Source organism: Nonomuraea rhizosphaerae, assembly GCF_019396405.1.
Taxonomy (GTDB): Bacteria; Actinomycetota; Actinomycetes; order Streptosporangiales; family Streptosporangiaceae; genus Nonomuraea; species Nonomuraea rhizosphaerae.
This window is the reverse complement of record NZ_JAHKRL010000211.1, coordinates 1-14663: the sequence shown is the minus strand read 5'-3', so window position 1 is coordinate 14663 and position 14663 is coordinate 1. Positions and strand designations below refer to the sequence as shown.

Here is a 14663-nt window from a genome sequence, read left to right as displayed (position 1 = left end):
GCGTCGCCGCCCCCGGCGGCCGCCAGCGCGACCACCTCGGCCACCTTCTGCTCGGCGAAGGCCAGCCGCGCCCGCAGCTCCGGGTCGAGCCCGCCCTCCTGCTCCACGTCGTACGGCACGTGCAGCAACGAGCACGACGTGCTGACCACCACCTCCGCGGCGTGCTCCCGCACGGCCCGCAGCAGGCTCAGCGCGCGGGCGGGCTCGGTCCGCCACACGTCGCGCCCGGACACCACACCCGCCACGACCGTCTTGCCGGCCAGCGCCGGCAGCCGGTCGAGCCCGCCGCGCACCAGGTCCACGCCGATCGCCTCGACCGGCGTGGCCGCCAGCACGGGCAGCGCCTCGCCCAGGTCGCCGAAGTAGGAGGCCACGAACAGCCCCGGCCGGGAGGCGAGCGCCCCGAGCCGCTCGTAGGCGGCCCGGACGGCGGCCAGCTCCCGCGGCCCCCGGTCGGCCACCAGCGCGGGCTCGTCGAGCTGCACCCACTCCACGCCCTCGGCCGCCAGCACGCCCAGCAGCTCCTCGTAGCAGCCGAGCACCTCATCCAGCCGCTCCAGCGCCCCCGCCAGCAGCAGGAACGTCACCGGCCCCACCACCACGGGCCGCGTCGCGAAGCCCAGCTCCCGGGCCTGCCGCAGCTCTGCCAGCGGTTTGGCGGCATCCAGCTTGAACACCGTGTCCGGGCCGACCTCCGGCACGATGTAGTGGTAGTTGGTGTCGAACCACTTGGTCATCCGCAGCGGCGCCAGCCCGTCGGTGCCCCTGGCCATCGCGAAGTAGGGGTCCTCGGCCGCCAGGTAGCGCTCGGGCACCGCGCCCAGCAGCACCGCCGTGTCCAGCACCTGGTCGTACAGCGAGAACGTGTTGGACGGCAGCCCTTCCAGGCCCAGCCCGGCCAGCCGCCGCCAGGTCCGCTCCCTGATCGCGGCCCCGGCCTCCTCCAGCTCCGCGCGGCTCGACCGGCCCTCCCAGTACGACTCCAGCGCCCGCTTCAGCTCCCGGCGCGGCCCGATCCTCGGGTAGCCCAGCACCGTGGATCCAGGGAAAGACGACATCACTTCGCTCCTTGCGTCAGGCGGATGATCGAACGCAGGGAATCCTGCACACCGCCCACGCCTGGTGCATCATCTATTCGTGCTGCTTATGCTCAAGGAGGTCCAGTGCTTCGCCCGCGTGGCGGCCCGGCTCAGCTTCTCGGCCGCTGCCGCCGACCTCGGCATGTCGCAGCCCGCCATGAGCCAGGCCATCACCAGGCTGGAGCGGGCGGCCGGGGTCAGGCTGTTCGACCGGACGGCCCGCGAGGTGCGGCTCACCGCCGAGGGCAAGGCGCTGCTCGGGCACGCCGGCGAGCTGCTGTCGGCCGCGCACGCGTTCTCGGCCGAGGCCGCCCGGCTGGCCCGGCCCACCATTCACCTGGCTTATCCACCGCTCGTCGGAGCACTGGCCGCGCGGGTCGCCAGACGGCTCGCCCGCCGCAGCCCGGCGATCGGCGTCGAGCTGCGCGTGGCCGGGCGCGGCGCGGCCGGCGAGGCGCTGGAGCGCGGTGAGGTGTCGGCGGCGATCCTGGCCACCCCGGCGCCCGCCCGGTTCGTCACCGCCGCCCGCTTCCACGTGAGCGTGGACCAGCTCGCCGTCCCCCTCGGTCACCCGCTGGAGTCCCGCTCCCGGGTGGGGCCGCCCGACCTGGCCGGGCAGGTGCTGCTCACGCCCGGCAGCCGGGCCTGGGCCGGGCTGCCCGGCCACGCGCGGACGGTGGCCGACGACGACTTCGCCGCCGCGCTCGACCTGGTCGCCGCCGGTGCGGGGGTGCTGCCGATCCCGCAGCTCCTGGCCAGGACGATCCGGCGCGACGACCTGCGGTTCGTGCCGCTCGACGCCGGGGACCTGCGCATCACGTACGCGCTGGCCTGGGCGAGGGAGCGGGTCACCCCCGAGCTGATGGCCCTGGTCCAGGCGGTGCAGGACGCCCTCTGGACCCGCTGACCCGCCTCCCGGCCGCGCTCAGCCGGCGGGCAGGTTGCGCAGCGCCTCCCGACGGCTCAGCCCCGAGATCCCCTTCGCCCTGACGTACCGGACGACCTCGGCGGGATTGGTCTTGGCGTACTCGCGCAACGCCCACCCGATCGCCTTCCTGGCGAAGAAGTCGTTGTCCGACAGGCTCGGCTCGATGCACGCGTACAGCAGCGCGGTGTCCGTCCGCGCCTTGAACCTGTTCTGGCACAGGATCGCCGTCCGCCGCTTCCACAGGTCGTCGTCGCCGGCCCACTCCAGCATGAGCGGCCGCATCGAGTCGGGGAAGGCGCCCAGCAGCCCGCCGATCCGGTGCGTGGCCAGCTCGTCGACCAGATCCCACCAGGCGCCGGTGACGATCATCTCCTCGTACATCGGCACCGTGTAGAGCGTCTGGAACTCCCGGTAGAAGTGGTAGCCGGTCAGCTCGATCGCCGCGTACCGCTCCTCCCGGTACCCGGCCCCCCGCCACAGCCCGAGCACCGCGCGCCGCCACTCCGGCGCGGTGGTGATGCGGTGGGCGGCGAACACCCGCCGCAACGCCGCCCGCCTCGGCACCGCCTGGACCCCCAGGAAGGGCATGTCGGACTTCATGTACGCCCGCATCGTGGCGGCCTTCTCGGGCTCCGCCGCGTCGCGCAGCGCCTGCCGCACCGCCGTGCCGAGGTCATCATCGGCCGGGCGGCCCGTCGTGCCGGGGCTCATGCCTGCTGGCTGGTCCGCTCGCCCGTGGCCAGGCCGTCGAACAGCACCGTGATGTAGTGCTCGGCCAGACCCGTCGTGTTGAGCCTGCCTCCGGGACGGAACCAGCGCACCGCCACCCAGATCGTGTCGCGGATCATCCGGTAGGTCAGCTTCGGGTCGACGTCGGCCCTGAACTGCCCGGCCGCCTGGCCCGCCTTGATCTGGGCGACCCAGATCTGCTCGACCTCGTCCTCGGCCTTGACCAGGTAGTTGAACCGCTCGAACTGGCGCAGGTAGTTCCAGTCGTTCTGCATGACCGTGATCGCGGCCCGGTGCGGCTCCAGCGTGCCGAACCCGATGCGGACCATGTCCGACAGGATCGTGCGCGGGTCGGAGCCGGAGCCGACCGCCGTGCGGTAGCGGGCGACCAGGTCGTCGAGGAAGGTGGACAGCACCTCGTCGACGATCGTCTCCTTGGAGTCGAAATGATGGTAGAGACTTCCGGAGAGGATTCCCGCCTCGTCGGCGATCTCGCGTACGGTCGTGGCCTGGAAGCCCTTGCGGGCGAAGAGCTCCGCGGCGAGCTTGACGAGGTGGTCCCGGCGCTCTGACGCCGCCCCCGAGGAGGACGCGCGCTGGCGCTTCGCCGACGTGGCCGTGTTCGGCCCGGAGTTCTTTCGCGTTGTCACGTCTCCATTATGAGCCCTCGCACAATCGCTTGTTCACCAAACTTACGCAGCTCATCAGGCGTTCCAGATGCGACCAAGCGCTTGCTACGATGCAGAAGTGAACGAGGCATACATCGTCGGCGCGGTCAGGACCCCGGTCGGGCGCAGGAACGGCGGCCTCGCCCCCGCCCATCCCGCCGACCTCGGCGGCCACGTGCTGCGCGAGCTGATGACCCGCACCGGGGCCGATCCGGCGGCCGTCGAGGACGTGGTGTTCGGCTGCGTCGACACCATCGGGCCGCAGGCCGGGGACGTCGCGCGCACCTGCTGGCTGGCCGCCGGCCTGCCCGAGGAGGTGCCCGGCGTCACGATCGACCGCCAGTGCGGCTCCTCGCAGCAGGCGCTGCACTTCGCCGCCCAGGCCGTGCTGTCGGGCACGAGCGACCTGGTGGTGGCCGGCGGCGTGCAGAACATGAGCATGATCCCCATCTCCTCCGCGATGCTGGCCGGCCGCGCGCTCGGCCACGACACGCCCTTCTCCGGCTCCAAGGGCTGGCTGTCGCGGTACGGCACCCAGGAGGTCTCCCAGTTCGCCGGGGCCGAGCAGATCGCCGCCAGGTGGGGCATCTCACGCGAGGACATGGAGGCGTACGCGTACGAGTCGCACCGGCGCGCCATCGCGGCCATCGACGGCGGACGCTTCGAGGCGCAGATCACCCCGTACGAGGGCGTCACCGCGGACGAGGGGCCGCGCCGCGACACCACGCCCGCCAGGATGGCCGCGCTCAGGCCGCTCGCCGAGGGCGGCCGCCTGACCGCGGCCCTGGCCTCGCAGATCTCCGACGGCGCCGCGGCCCTGCTGATCGCCTCGCCGGCGGCCGTGCGCGATCACGGGCTGCGCCCCTGGGCCCGCGTCCACCACCTCTCGGTGCGCGGCGGCGACCCGATCGAGATGCTCTCCGCGCCCATCCCCGCCACCGCGTACGCGCTGCGCAAGGCCGGGATGGGGATCGGCGACATCGACGCCGTGGAGATCAACGAGGCGTTCGCCTCGGTCGTGCTGGCCTGGCTGAAGGAGACCGGGGCCGACCCGTCGGCGGTCAACCCGAACGGCGGCGCGATCGCCCTGGGCCACCCGCTCGGCGCGACCGGCGCGGTCCTGATGGTCAAGCTGCTGCACGAACTGGAGCGCGCCGGCGGACGCTACGGCCTGCAGACGATGTGCGAAGGGGGCGGGCAGGCGAACGTCACGATCATCGAGCGCCTCCAGGCTCTCCCGAGCGGCGAAAACACCACTAGCAAATAGGAAACTTTCCTATTAGATTGCGGTTCATGCGTGAGAGCCGCGATCTGCTGCGCCTTGCCGACGCCGTGCTGCTGCCGGGGTTCGTCGGCACGACACCCCCCGATTGGCTGCGCCGCCGGCTGGGGGAGGGGCTGGCGGGCGTGGTGCTGTTCTCCCGCAACATCGCCGGCCCGGCCCAGGTCGCCGCGCTGAGCGCCGCGTTACGCGCCGAGAACCCCGCCGCGCTGGTCGCCACCGACGAGGAGTCCGGCGAGGTCACCCGGCTGGAGGTGGCCACCGGCAGCAGCCGTCCCGGCGGCTACGCGCTGGGCGTCGTGGACGACGTCGAGCTGACCGAGGCCCTGGCCATGCACCTCGGCGGCGAGCTGGCGGACGTCGGCATCACGCTCGACTTCGCCCCCTCGGCCGACGTCAACTCCAACCCGGACAACCCGGTCATCGGCCTACGCGCCTTCGGCGCCGACCCCGACCTGGTCTCCCGGCACACCAGGGCGTTCGTCCGCGGCATGCAGTCCGCCGGGGTGGCCGCCTGCGCCAAGCACTTCCCCGGCCACGGCGACACCTCCACCGACTCCCACCACGGCGTGCCGGTGGCCGACGGCTCGCTGGAGCACGCGCTGCGCCCCTTCCGCGCCGCGATCGACGAGGGCGTGCGGGCCGTCATGACCGGCCACGTCCTGGTGCCCTCCTGCGACCCCGAGCTGCCCGCCACGCTCAGCCACAAGATCCTGACCGGCCTGCTCAGGGAGGAGCTGGGCTTCCAGGGCATGATCGTCACCGACGGCATCGAGATGGCCGCCGTCTCCGGCGAGTACGGGATCGGCGGGGCCTCCGCCCGCGCCATCGCCGCCGGGGCCGACGCGATCTGCGTCGGCGGGGAGAGCTCCGACGAGGCCACCGCCGTCGGCGTGCGCGACACCGTCGTACGGGCCGTGCGCGAGGGGCTGCTGCCCGAGGAGCGCCTGGCCGACGCCGCCGGCCGGGTCGCCGCCCTGGCCGCCTGGACCGCTGGCGCCCATGCCCCGGTGCCCCCGGACGGCTACCTCGGCCTGGCCGCCGCCCGCCGCGCGGTCAGGGTCACCCGCCGCTCCAACGCCCCCGTCCTGCCGCTGACCTCGGCCGCGTACGTGGTGGAGCTGGCCCCCGAGACCCACCTGGCCATCGACAAGGGCACCCCGTGGGGCGTCGGTGAGCCGCTGGCCCGGCTGCTGCCCGGCACCGCCGTGACCCGCTTGACGGCGGCGGAGACGACCGGGACCGCGATCGAGTGCCTGGTCCGGGAGGCGGGCGGGCGGCCGCTCGTCGTCGCGGTCCGCGACGCGCACCGGCACGCCTGGCAGGAGGAGGCGCTGCGGCACCTGCTCAGCGTCCGCCCCGACGCCGTCGTGGTCGAGATGGGGCTGCCCGGGCGCTCGGACCTGGGGGCCGTGCACATCGCCACGCACGGGTCCGCCCGGGTGTGCGGCCAGGCCGCCGCGGAGGTGATCACCGGCGTCGCCTGAACCGGCCGCTCTCGGACCGGCCGCTCTCGGACCGGCCGCTCTCGGACCGGCCGCTCTCGGACCGGCCGCTCTCGAACTGGCCGCTCTCGAACTGACAGGCGATAGGCTGGGCCACCGTGAACTTCGACGGCGAGGACCTCTCCCGCACCGCCCTGGCCCACCGGCTCGCCCCGGACGAGACCCACCTCTTCCGCGACTGCGACCTCACCGAGGCCGACCTGTCCCGGGCCGCGCTGGCCGGGGCGCGGTTCGAGTCGTGCGTGCTGGAGCAGGCCGACCTGCGCGGGGCCGACCTCGACGGCGCCGTCTTCGCCGGCGGCGGCGGCATGCGGATCAGGTTCAACGACGCCGACCTCGTGGACGTGAGGTTCACCGACGTCGACCTGTCGTCCGCCCAGTTCGGCGGGGCGCTGCTGACGGACGTGTCGTTCACCGGCTGCCGCATGATCGGCGCCTCGCTCACCGCCTCGCGCGGCACCGGCTTCACCGTCTCCCGCTCCAACCTCACCCTGGCCAACCTGGGCGGCTGCTCGCTGCGCGGCGAGACGATCGAGGGGGTCCGCTTCGACGACGCCGACCTGTCGGGCTGCGACTTCACCGAGGCGACGTTCAGCGACTGCCGGCTGCGCGGGGCCAAGCTGCTGGGGGCCGTGTTCGCCAAGGCCGACCTGCGCGGCGCCGACCTGGGCGAGCCGGACGACGGCAAGCTGCGCGCGTACACGGGGGCGACGATCAACCGGGCGCAGGCGGCGGCCATCCTGGCCGCCCGCGGCATCACCGTGATCTGAGCCCTTCGAGCACGGCCTCAGCCTCCGACATGACCCGTCCGACCAGCTCCGCGCACGACGGCAGGTCGTCCAGCACCCCGACCACCTGGCCCGAGGCCATCACGCCCAGGTCGGCGCGCCCGGCGACCATCGCCTCGCGCAGCAGGACCGGCGTGTTGGCCGCCTGCAGCACCTGTGCCCAGGTCAGGTCCCTGCCGTGCCGCATCCGGCGTCCCTCGCGGACCATCTGGCCCCAGGACATGCCGGTGAGCTTCCTGAACCTGGCGGCGTTCACCACAGCCCTGAGCAGCCGCGAGCGCTCCAGCGAGTCCACGAACGGCGTCCTCAGCACCCGGTGCGGCACCCCGTCCACCTTGGTGGTGACCACCGTCTCCGCCGCCGCCAGATAGACCTTCTTCACCTCGTCCGGCACCGTCGAGTCGCTGGTCAGCAGGAACCGGGTGCCCATCGCGATCCCGCACGCCCCGTACGCCAGCGCCGCCACCAGCCCGCGCCCGTCGAAGAAGCCGCCCGCCGCGATCACCGGGATGTCCACCGCGTCCACCACCTGCGGCAGCAGCAGCGTCGTCGCGACCGGGCCGGTGTGCCCGCCGCCCTCGCCGCCCTGCACGATCAGCGCGTCCACGCCCCAGGCGGCGACCTTCTCGGCGTGCCTGCGCGCACCCACGGACGGGATCGTGACCACGCCCGCGTCCTTCAGCCGCCCGATCAGCTCCCGCTTGGGCGCCAGCGCGAACGACGCCACGCGCACGCCCTCGCGGATCATCACCTCGACCCGGTCTGCGGCGTCGTCGGCGTCGGAGCGGATGTTCACGCCGAACGGGGCGTCCGTGCGCTCCTTGACGCCCCTGATCGCCTCGGTCATCTCGGCCACGGTCATGGTGGCCGCCGCCACGACGCCGAGCCCGCCGGCCGCCGAGGTGGCCGCGGCCAGGCGCGCGCCCGCCACGTACCCCATGCCGGTCTGCACGATCGGGTGGCGGCAGCCGACCAGCTCGGTCAGGGCGGTTCTCATCCGGCGACTTCCTTGTGGCGGGCTCCGCGGGGGTCCAGCACCTCCTCCAGCACCCTGGCCTCCTCGGGCGTCGGCCCGCGCGTCTCCGGCACGTCGTCGCCGACGCGCAGCTCGAACCCCGTCGCCTCGACCACCTCCGCCACGCTCACCCCCGGGTGCACGGACGCCAGCCGCATCGACCCGTCAGGGGTGCGGAAGTCCAGCACCGCCAGGTTCGTCACCACCCGCCGCAGGTCGTACGCGCCCCTGTCGGTGCCCAGACCGCTGACCATGTCCACGCGCGGCACGAACACCTTGGGGGAGTGCCGCGGGATCCAGTAGCTGGTGGGGTCGCAGCGCGTGTTGCCCGGCGCCCCGCGCACCCCGAGGAGCTGCGCCCTGGGCCGGCGCCAGTCGCCGATGCAGGAGATGTTCGAGTTGCCGTACCGGTCCATCTGGCTGGCGCCGAGCATGACGTGACGGCGGCCGTTCAGCACCAGCCACAGGTGGTCACGGAACGGCAGCCAGCCCTCCACCACCTCCGGCCGCCCGCCCAGCGCGGGCACGTCGCCGGTGAGCAGGCAGTTGCCGTCGTGCGTGATCAGGTCCGGCTCGAACGTCAGCCTGGCCAGCCGCGCCCCGAGCACGGTGACGGCCCCGCCGATCCCGGCCGCCAGGATCTCCCCGTCGCCCCTGAACGCCTCGGCGCAGGCGACCACGCACACGTCGGCCCTGCTCACGCCGGCCCTGCTCGCATCGGCCTTGTCCGCCTCAGCCCTGCTCACGGTAGTCCTCCCAGGGGGTGCTCGCGTAGCGGCGCTGCTCGTCCTCGTCGCGGCCGTAGTCCGGCTCGCACGCCGTGAAACCCGCGCCGCCCGGCGCCTCCACCACGCCCGCCACCATCGACCTGCTGATCAGCAGCGACTGCACCGGGCCCTCCTTGAGCAGGTCCGCGGTGTCCACCAGGCGCTCGCACGACACGTAGCAGCGGCCCGCGGCCTTGGCGTACAGGTCGTCCAGGAAGGGGTCCGGGCCCAGGTATTGGGCGTTGCCGCGCCGGTCGGCCCTGTTCAGGTGCACCAGCGCGACGTCCATGGTCAGCGCGGGCACCGCGACCAGCTCCTCGCCGTCCTCGTACGGGCTGCGCACGGTCCGCAGCCCCGGGTTGACCCGCATGACGTCCGAGCCCAGCCCCGCCCGCGTCGGCAGGAACGGCAGCCGGTGCGCCGCCGCCAGCAGCCCGAACATGAACATGCCCTCGTCGTACTCGGTGAACTCGATCGTCCCGTTCTGCCGGGCGCGCCGGAAGTGCGGTTCGAGCGGGATCGAGTCCAGCGTGACGAACGGCGCCACCACCCTGCGCACCTTCCCGGCCGCGCACAGCATGCCCACGTCCGGGCCGCCGTACGAGACGAGGGTGAGATCCCGTACGGGGGTGTCGAGCAGCCCGCGCACCAGGGCCATCGGCTTGCGGCGCGACCCCCAGCCGCCGATCCCGACCGTCATGCCGCTCTCCACCGACGCGGCGACGTCCGCCACGGACATGACCTTGGTCACGAGCCCTCCACGAAACGGTCCCTGTGCCTGTCGCCCGCGCCCATCAGGTTCAGCTCGAACGTGAAGCCCTGCTCGAACCGGTAGCTCCGCTTGACGTCCACGGGGTCGATGCCGTTGAGCGACTCCTTGGCGCGGCGGATCACGTACGGGTCCTTGTCCGCGATCTGGGCCGCCACCTCCATCGCCGTGTCGCGCAGCTTGTCGCGCGGCACCACCTCCAGCACCGAGCCGAACGTGTGCAGCTCCCGCGCCGTCACGTTCCTGCACGTGTAGACCATGGCCCGCATGAGCTGCTGCGGCACCAGCCTGGCCAGGTGCGTGGCGGCACCCAGGGCGCCTCTGTCCACCTCCGGCAGGCCGAAGTAGGCGTCGTCGCTGGCCACCACGATGTCGGCGTTGCCGGCCAGGCCGACGCCGCCGCCCAGGCAGTACCCGTGCACGGCGGCGATCACCGGCACGGCGCAGTCGTAGACGGCCGCGAACGCGGCGTAGCAGCCCCTGTTGGCGGCGATCAGCGCCGTGTGGCCCTCGGTGGCCTGCATCTCCTTGATGTCCACGCCCGCGTTGAAGCCGCGGCCCTCGGCGCGCAGCACCACCACCCGGGCGCTCTCGCCGGCCCTCGTGATCGTCTCGGCCAGCTCGTGCCAGGTCCGCGCCTTCAGGGCGTTCACCGGCGGGACGTCCACGACGACCTCGGCCACGGGGCCGTCGTCTCGCAGGGTGATTGCCAAGCCTGCTCCCTGGTTGCACCTAACGCTTGCTTGGTACCGTAGCACCCGTGACGGTGACTTACGACTACACGGGCAAGGTCGTCCTGGTGACGGGCGGCACCCGGGGGATCGGGGCGGGGGTGGCCGCGGCCTTCGCGGCGGCCGGGGCGCAGGTCGTCATCTGCGCCCGCCACGACCCGGCGGCCGCGCCGGAGGGTGTGCCGTCCGCTGACCCGGGCGTCCCGGCGGCCGGGGCGCGGTTCGTGCGGGCCGACGTGCGCGACCCCGGTGACCTCGACCGCCTCTTCTCCGGGCTCGACCGGCTCGACGTGGTCGTCAACAACGCGGGCGGATCGCCGTACGCGCCGCTGGAGGGCACCTCGCCCCGCCTGCACACCCGCATCGTCGAGCTCAACCTGATCGCCCCGCTGCTCGTCGCCCAGCGGGCCTACCCGCTGCTGGCCGCCTCCGGCGGGTCCGTCATCATGATCGGCAGCTCCAGCGGCACCCGCCCGTCGCCGGGCACCTCGGCGTACGGCGCGGCCAAGGCCGGTCTGCACCACCTGGCGAACTGCCTGGCCGCCGAGTGGGCCCCGCTCGTCCGCGTCAGCACGGTCGTCGTGGGCCTGGCCGCCACCGACGACTCCCGCGACCACTACGGCGGCAAGGACGTGGGCGCGGCCGTCCCGGCGGGCCGCATGGCGACGCCCGAGGACGTGGCCGGCGTGTGCCTGTGGCTGGCCGCGCCCGGCTACGTGACGGGGGCGCAGGTGCAGGTGCACGGCGGAGGGGAGATCCCCGCCTGGCGGCACCTGGCCTCGGATGACATGTCCTGATACTGGTCTCTGATCTTGAGTGGGAGGTCCGTGTGGGAATCTGCGACGGCCGCGTCGTCATCGTGACCGGAGCCGGGCGGGGCATCGGCAGGGAGCACGCGCTGGAGTTCGCCAGGCAGGGCGCCCGCGTCGTGGTCAACGACCTGGGCACCGCCCTCGACGGCGGCGGCCGGTCGAGCGGGCCCGCGCTCGCGGTGGTGGCGGAGATTCACGCCCTCGGCGGCCAGGCCGTGGCCAGCGGCGAGGACGTCGCCGACTGGGACGGCGCCGCCCGGCTGGTGGGGACGGCCGTCAGCGCGTACGGCGGGCTCGACGTGCTGGTGAACAACGCCGGCTTCGTCCGCGACCGGATGCTCGTCTCCATGGGCGAGGGCGAGTGGGACGACGTCGTACGGGTCCATCTCAAAGGCCACTTCCTGCCGCTGCGGCACGCCGCCGCGTACTGGCGCGAACGGGCCAAGTCCGGCTCACCCGCCGCCGCCCGCGTCGTCAACACCTCCTCCGGCGCGGGCCTGCTCGGCAGCGTCGGCCAGGCCAACTACGCCGCGGCCAAGGCCGGGATCGTCGCGCTGACCCAGGTGGCCGCCGCCGAGCTCGGCCGCTACGGCGTCACCGTGAACGCCATCGCCCCCGCCGCCCGCACCCGGATGACGGAGGAGGTGTTCGCCGCGACGATGGCCGCGCCGGGGTCGGGGTTCGACGCGATGCATCCCGCGAACGTGTCGCCGCTGGTGGTGTGGCTCGGGTCGGCGGCGTCCGGGGACGTGACGGGGCGGGTGTTCGAGGTGGAGGGCGGGACGATCTCCCTGGCGACGGGCTGGCGGCACGGGCCGCGCGCCGACCGCGGCGACCGCTGGTCGCCCGCCGACGTGGGGGAGGCCGTCACCAAGCTCCTCGCGGAGGCTCCGGAGCCGTTCCCCGTGTACGGGGCGAGCTGACACCGCCTCGCGGCCCGGCCGGGCGCTCCCGCTTCGGGGCCGGCCGCGTGGAAGCCGGTCGTCGATCACGGTCCGAGCCGGTACGTCCCCTCGTCCAGCCGGGCCCGCACCTCGGCCGCCGTGCGCTCGGCGCTCAGCCGCGTCGAGTCGAACGCGTGCCGCTCCAACTCCCTCAGGTCGACGAACTGCTGGTACATGTGCAGCACGGGCTCCGGATCGGTCAGCGCGTCGAGCCCTCGCCCCGTCGCCCTGGCCAGCACCGTCTCCTTGTCCGGCCGCAGCACCACGTAGTGCAGCGGCGCCCGCCGCGCCTTGGTGAACGCGCCGACGAACCACGGCCCGACCACGCCGTCGACCAGCACGTGGTAACCGCCGCCGGCGTACCCGAACGCCGCGCCCGCCAGCACCCCCATGACGGTCTCGTTCTGGTGCTCCGACTCCGCCAGGTACGGTGCGACGGCGCCGCGCCGGATGAACCCCCAGAAGTCGTCCGTGTGCAGGTGCACGCTGGGCGTGACGGCGTCGGCCAGCAGCCGCGCCACGGTCGACTTCCCGGCGCCCGGCGGCCCGGACACGATCACCACTTCCATGCCCGCCATTGTCGTCCATCCGGACGCCCGGGGCCGCCTCAGCCGTCGCTCAGCGCAGCGCCGACCGGGCTGTGGGCGCCAGCCGGTACCGCTCCGGGGCGGCGGTGAAGCGCGACTCCAGCCCCGGCAGCGCCACCTCCCGCTCCTCCTCGGCCCGCTCGAACCGGGCGAACCACACGAACACCTCCTCCTCCGCCCGTACGGGCAGCGCCGGGAAGGTGTTCTCCGCGTGCTCGCTCTCGAAGCAGGCGCCCGGAGCCACCCCGGCCTCCTCCAGCACCGGCACGCCCTCACGGGCGAAGACCTCGCCGAACCCCTGCTCCACGTGGTAGATCGTCGCTACGTACAGCGACGCGGGCAGCGCGGTGGCTCCCATGGGCGGCCGGGCAGATGGCTGGGCGGACGACCGGCCGGCGCTCGACGGGAACGGCTCGGCGCCGGCGAACGCGGGCCGCAGCAGCAGCACGTTGTCGGAGTCGATCATCGTCGCGTTGGCGGCGTCGCGGTGCGCCTTCCAGATCGGCCCGCCGTAGAAGGCGGCGAGCGCCTCACGCCGCACCTCCATGTCCTGAAATTTCCGCATCCAGGGGTACGTGTCGGGGGCGTCCAGGTCGCGGAACTGGCCGACTACCTCGATCCCCACGTCCTCCTGCCCCTCGACGAACTCCCTCTCGAACAGCTCGATCAGCGTGTCCCGCTGTCCCGGACGCAAGGTGTAGTACCGCCACTCGTAAACCATGCGGGCGACCGTAGGGCCGCATCACTGACACCCTCTGTCAGTTGTGCTCCAGAAGAATATTCTGATTACTAAGAGCTATGGATTGACCACCCTTGGTTATATGATCGCTTTGGCTTTGACCTTCCAAGGTCAAAGAAAGTCAAGAGGAGCCGTGCCGGGCTCGTGGGCCCAGTCCGGCGTCGCTCCACGGGCTCAGGCCCAACTGGCGAAGGAGTTGAAGTGATCAGAAAGCTGTGCGCCGCCGGCGCCGTCCTCGCGGCGGCCGCCGGAGTCACACTGCTGGCCGTTCCCGCTCACGCTGACAGCTGGACCGAGAACTGGAGCGACAACTGGTACTCGTCCCAGTCCGGAAACACCTTCGACGACGTCGCGGCGACCAACGAGGGCGGTGACGGCTCCACCAACGTCAACAACCTCAACGGCATCACCACGACCGCCACCAACGGCAGCACGACGGTGACGTACGTCTTCTACTGACCCGAGATCCCCTTCCCCGATCGACCGGACGTCCATGTCCGGCTGACCTCCGAAGAACACCAACCTCCCGGAAGGAAATCGAAATGATCAAGAAGCTCTGTGTCGCCGGTATCGCAGTCGCCGCCGCGGGCACCGTCCTGCTCGCCGCCCCGGCCTACGCCGACAACACCACCGGCAGCTCCAACAACTCCGCCTCGCAGTCGGGCAACACCTTCAACAACGTCGTGAGCAGCAACGTCGGCGACGCGCACACCACGAACGTCAACAACGTCAACGGCAACACCCTCACGGCCGCCAACGCCAGCCGCCTGGGCTCCTGGACGAACATCGACGACTAGCGGCGGCGCCCGTCCGCGGGCTCGCAGGTAGAGGTTGCGAGCCGGGCCGGGAAGGCCCGGCTCGCGGCGTATTAGCATCATTCGGATGACTACCTGCGCATATGTGACGTTTGACAACCCTGAAGATCATGACGACGAGCGGGACGAGGTCCTGGCCGCCTGGCGCGCGGCGGGCATCGACGGCCGCGCCGAGATCTGGGACGATCCCGCGGCCGACTGGAGCGCCTACGACGCGGTGGTGGTCCGCTCGGTCTGGGACTACCTCGACCGGCGGGCGGAGTTCATCGCCTGGGCGCGCCGCGTGGAAGGCGTCACCCGGCTGCTCAACCCGGCCACCGTGCTCGAGTCCAACACCGACAAGACCTACCTTCGCGAGCTGGGCGTTCCCGTCGTCCCGACCCACTGGTCCCCTGAGCGCCTGCCGTACTGGAAGGAGTACGTCGTCAAGCCCGCGATCTCCGCGGGCGCCCGCGACACGATCAGGACCACCGGCCGCGGCGAGGCCGAGGCGCACGCCGCCGCG

Annotated in this window: 17 protein-coding genes and 1 pseudogene; 9 read left to right on the top strand and 9 right to left on the bottom strand. The window is 72.8% G+C overall.

Going from position 1 to position 14663, the window contains the following annotated elements; all coding sequences use genetic code 11:
• Positions 1-1058, bottom strand: a pseudogene (locus KME77_RS10285) (5-methyltetrahydropteroyltriglutamate--homocysteine S-methyltransferase); the annotation flags it as partial.
• 88 nt (positions 1059-1146) lie between these two features.
• Between KME77_RS10285 and KME77_RS10280 the strand changes: the two are divergent.
• On the top strand, positions 1147-1986 hold the full coding sequence (locus tag KME77_RS10280) for a LysR family transcriptional regulator (RefSeq protein WP_246609535.1): 840 nt from the start codon (positions 1147-1149) through the stop codon (positions 1984-1986).
• Positions 1987-2004: 18 nt separating this feature from the next.
• On the opposite strand, the gene KME77_RS10275 is transcribed toward KME77_RS10280, so the two are convergent.
• Positions 2005-2718 carry a DNA alkylation repair protein gene (locus tag KME77_RS10275; RefSeq protein WP_219464790.1) on the bottom strand — a complete coding sequence of 238 codons (714 nt, stop codon included), beginning with the start codon at positions 2716-2718 and terminating at the stop codon, positions 2005-2007.
• Positions 2715-3386, bottom strand: a complete 672-nt coding sequence (locus KME77_RS10270) for a TetR/AcrR family transcriptional regulator (protein ID WP_219464788.1) — start codon at positions 3384-3386, stop codon at positions 2715-2717. Before KME77_RS10270 ends, KME77_RS10275 begins: the two co-directional genes overlap by 4 nt.
• Before the next feature lie 97 nt (positions 3387-3483).
• On the opposite strand from KME77_RS10270, the gene KME77_RS10265 reads away from it, so the two are divergent.
• The 3 genes from KME77_RS10265 to KME77_RS10255 all read left to right on the top strand — a co-directional run bounded on the left by KME77_RS10265 (position 3484) and on the right by KME77_RS10255 (position 6961).
• Positions 3484-4671, top strand: coding sequence for an acetyl-CoA C-acetyltransferase (locus tag KME77_RS10265; protein ID WP_219464785.1), 1188 nt, complete (start codon positions 3484-3486; stop codon positions 4669-4671).
• Positions 4672-4697: 26 nt separating this feature from the next.
• Entirely contained in the window at positions 4698-6173 is a 1476-nt protein-coding gene (locus KME77_RS10260; RefSeq protein WP_219464784.1) for a glycoside hydrolase family 3 protein, read from the top strand.
• Positions 6174-6289: 116 nt separating this feature from the next.
• Positions 6290-6961 carry a pentapeptide repeat-containing protein gene (locus tag KME77_RS10255; RefSeq protein WP_219464775.1) on the top strand — a complete coding sequence of 224 codons (672 nt, stop codon included), beginning with the start codon at positions 6290-6292 and terminating at the stop codon, positions 6959-6961.
• Here the strand turns inward: KME77_RS10255 and KME77_RS10250 are convergent.
• Genes KME77_RS10250 through KME77_RS10235 form a run of 4 tightly spaced genes read right to left on the bottom strand, consistent with a single transcriptional unit; the run spans position 6948 to position 10243 of the window.
• Complete coding sequence (locus tag KME77_RS10250) at positions 6948-7976, bottom strand: NAD(P)H-dependent flavin oxidoreductase (RefSeq protein ID WP_219464766.1); 1029 nt, start codon at positions 7974-7976, stop codon at positions 6948-6950. The two genes, KME77_RS10255 and KME77_RS10250, sit on opposite strands and share 14 nt — an antisense overlap.
• Positions 7973-8740: a CoA-transferase subunit beta gene (locus KME77_RS10245; RefSeq protein WP_308250646.1), complete on the bottom strand. Its 768-nt coding sequence runs from the start codon at positions 8738-8740 to the stop codon at positions 7973-7975. Before KME77_RS10245 ends, KME77_RS10250 begins: the two co-directional genes overlap by 4 nt.
• Positions 8727-9500: a CoA transferase subunit A gene (locus tag KME77_RS10240; protein WP_219464802.1), complete on the bottom strand. Its 774-nt coding sequence runs from the start codon at positions 9498-9500 to the stop codon at positions 8727-8729. Before KME77_RS10240 ends, KME77_RS10245 begins: the two co-directional genes overlap by 14 nt.
• An 8-nt stretch (positions 9501-9508) precedes the next feature.
• Positions 9509-10243, bottom strand: coding sequence for an enoyl-CoA hydratase family protein (locus KME77_RS10235; RefSeq protein WP_219464764.1), 735 nt, complete (start codon positions 10241-10243; stop codon positions 9509-9511).
• Positions 10244-10290: 47 nt separating this feature from the next.
• Here KME77_RS10235 and KME77_RS10230 point away from each other — a divergent pair, with 47 nt between their 5' ends.
• On the top strand, positions 10291-11058 hold the full coding sequence (locus KME77_RS10230) for an SDR family oxidoreductase (protein ID WP_219464762.1): 768 nt from the start codon (positions 10291-10293) through the stop codon (positions 11056-11058).
• A gap of 32 nt (positions 11059-11090) precedes the next feature.
• Positions 11091-11996, top strand: coding sequence for an SDR family oxidoreductase (locus tag KME77_RS10225; protein WP_219464760.1), 906 nt, complete (start codon positions 11091-11093; stop codon positions 11994-11996).
• A gap of 65 nt (positions 11997-12061) precedes the next feature.
• On the opposite strand, the gene KME77_RS10220 is transcribed toward KME77_RS10225, so the two are convergent.
• Both KME77_RS10220 and KME77_RS10215 read right to left on the bottom strand, forming a co-directional pair.
• Positions 12062-12586, bottom strand: a complete 525-nt coding sequence (locus KME77_RS10220) for an AAA family ATPase (RefSeq protein WP_219464758.1) — start codon at positions 12584-12586, stop codon at positions 12062-12064.
• Positions 12587-12635: 49 nt separating this feature from the next.
• Positions 12636-13325: an NIPSNAP family protein gene (locus KME77_RS10215; protein WP_219464756.1), complete on the bottom strand. Its 690-nt coding sequence runs from the start codon at positions 13323-13325 to the stop codon at positions 12636-12638.
• A 219-nt stretch (positions 13326-13544) separates the two neighbouring features.
• On the opposite strand from KME77_RS10215, the gene KME77_RS10210 reads away from it, so the two are divergent.
• The 3 genes from KME77_RS10210 to KME77_RS10200 form a co-directional block, all read left to right on the top strand.
• Positions 13545-13802, top strand: a complete 258-nt coding sequence (locus KME77_RS10210) for a hypothetical protein (RefSeq protein ID WP_219464754.1) — start codon at positions 13545-13547, stop codon at positions 13800-13802.
• A gap of 83 nt (positions 13803-13885) precedes the next feature.
• A complete protein-coding gene (locus tag KME77_RS10205; protein WP_219464752.1) occupies positions 13886-14140 on the top strand; it encodes a hypothetical protein in 255 nt (84 codons plus the stop codon).
• Between the two features lie 103 nt (positions 14141-14243).
• On the top strand, positions 14244-14663 hold a 420-nt coding region (locus KME77_RS10200; RefSeq protein ID WP_504739324.1), incomplete at its 3' end, for a DcsG N-terminal domain-containing protein.

Bases quoted from the DNA above. Each gene is read 5' to 3' on its own strand.
- KME77_RS10280 (WP_246609535.1), top strand. From the start codon at position 1,147: ATGCTCAAGGAGGTCCAGTGCTTCGCCCGCGTGGCGGCCCGGCTCAGC.
- KME77_RS10275 (WP_219464790.1), bottom strand. From the start codon at position 2,718: ATGAGCCCCGGCACGACGGGCCGCCCGGCCGATGATGACCTCGGCACG.
- KME77_RS10260 (WP_219464784.1), top strand. From the start codon at position 4,698: ATGCGTGAGAGCCGCGATCTGCTGCGCCTTGCCGACGCCGTGCTGCTG.
- KME77_RS10250 (WP_219464766.1), bottom strand. From the start codon at position 7,976: ATGAGAACCGCCCTGACCGAGCTGGTCGGCTGCCGCCACCCGATCGTG.
- KME77_RS10240 (WP_219464802.1), bottom strand. From the start codon at position 9,500: ATGTCCGTGGCGGACGTCGCCGCGTCGGTGGAGAGCGGCATGACGGTC.
- KME77_RS10220 (WP_219464758.1), bottom strand. From the start codon at position 12,586: ATGGAAGTGGTGATCGTGTCCGGGCCGCCGGGCGCCGGGAAGTCGACC.
- KME77_RS10215 (WP_219464756.1), bottom strand. From the start codon at position 13,325: ATGGTTTACGAGTGGCGGTACTACACCTTGCGTCCGGGACAGCGGGAC.
- KME77_RS10205 (WP_219464752.1), top strand. From the start codon at position 13,886: ATGATCAAGAAGCTCTGTGTCGCCGGTATCGCAGTCGCCGCCGCGGGC.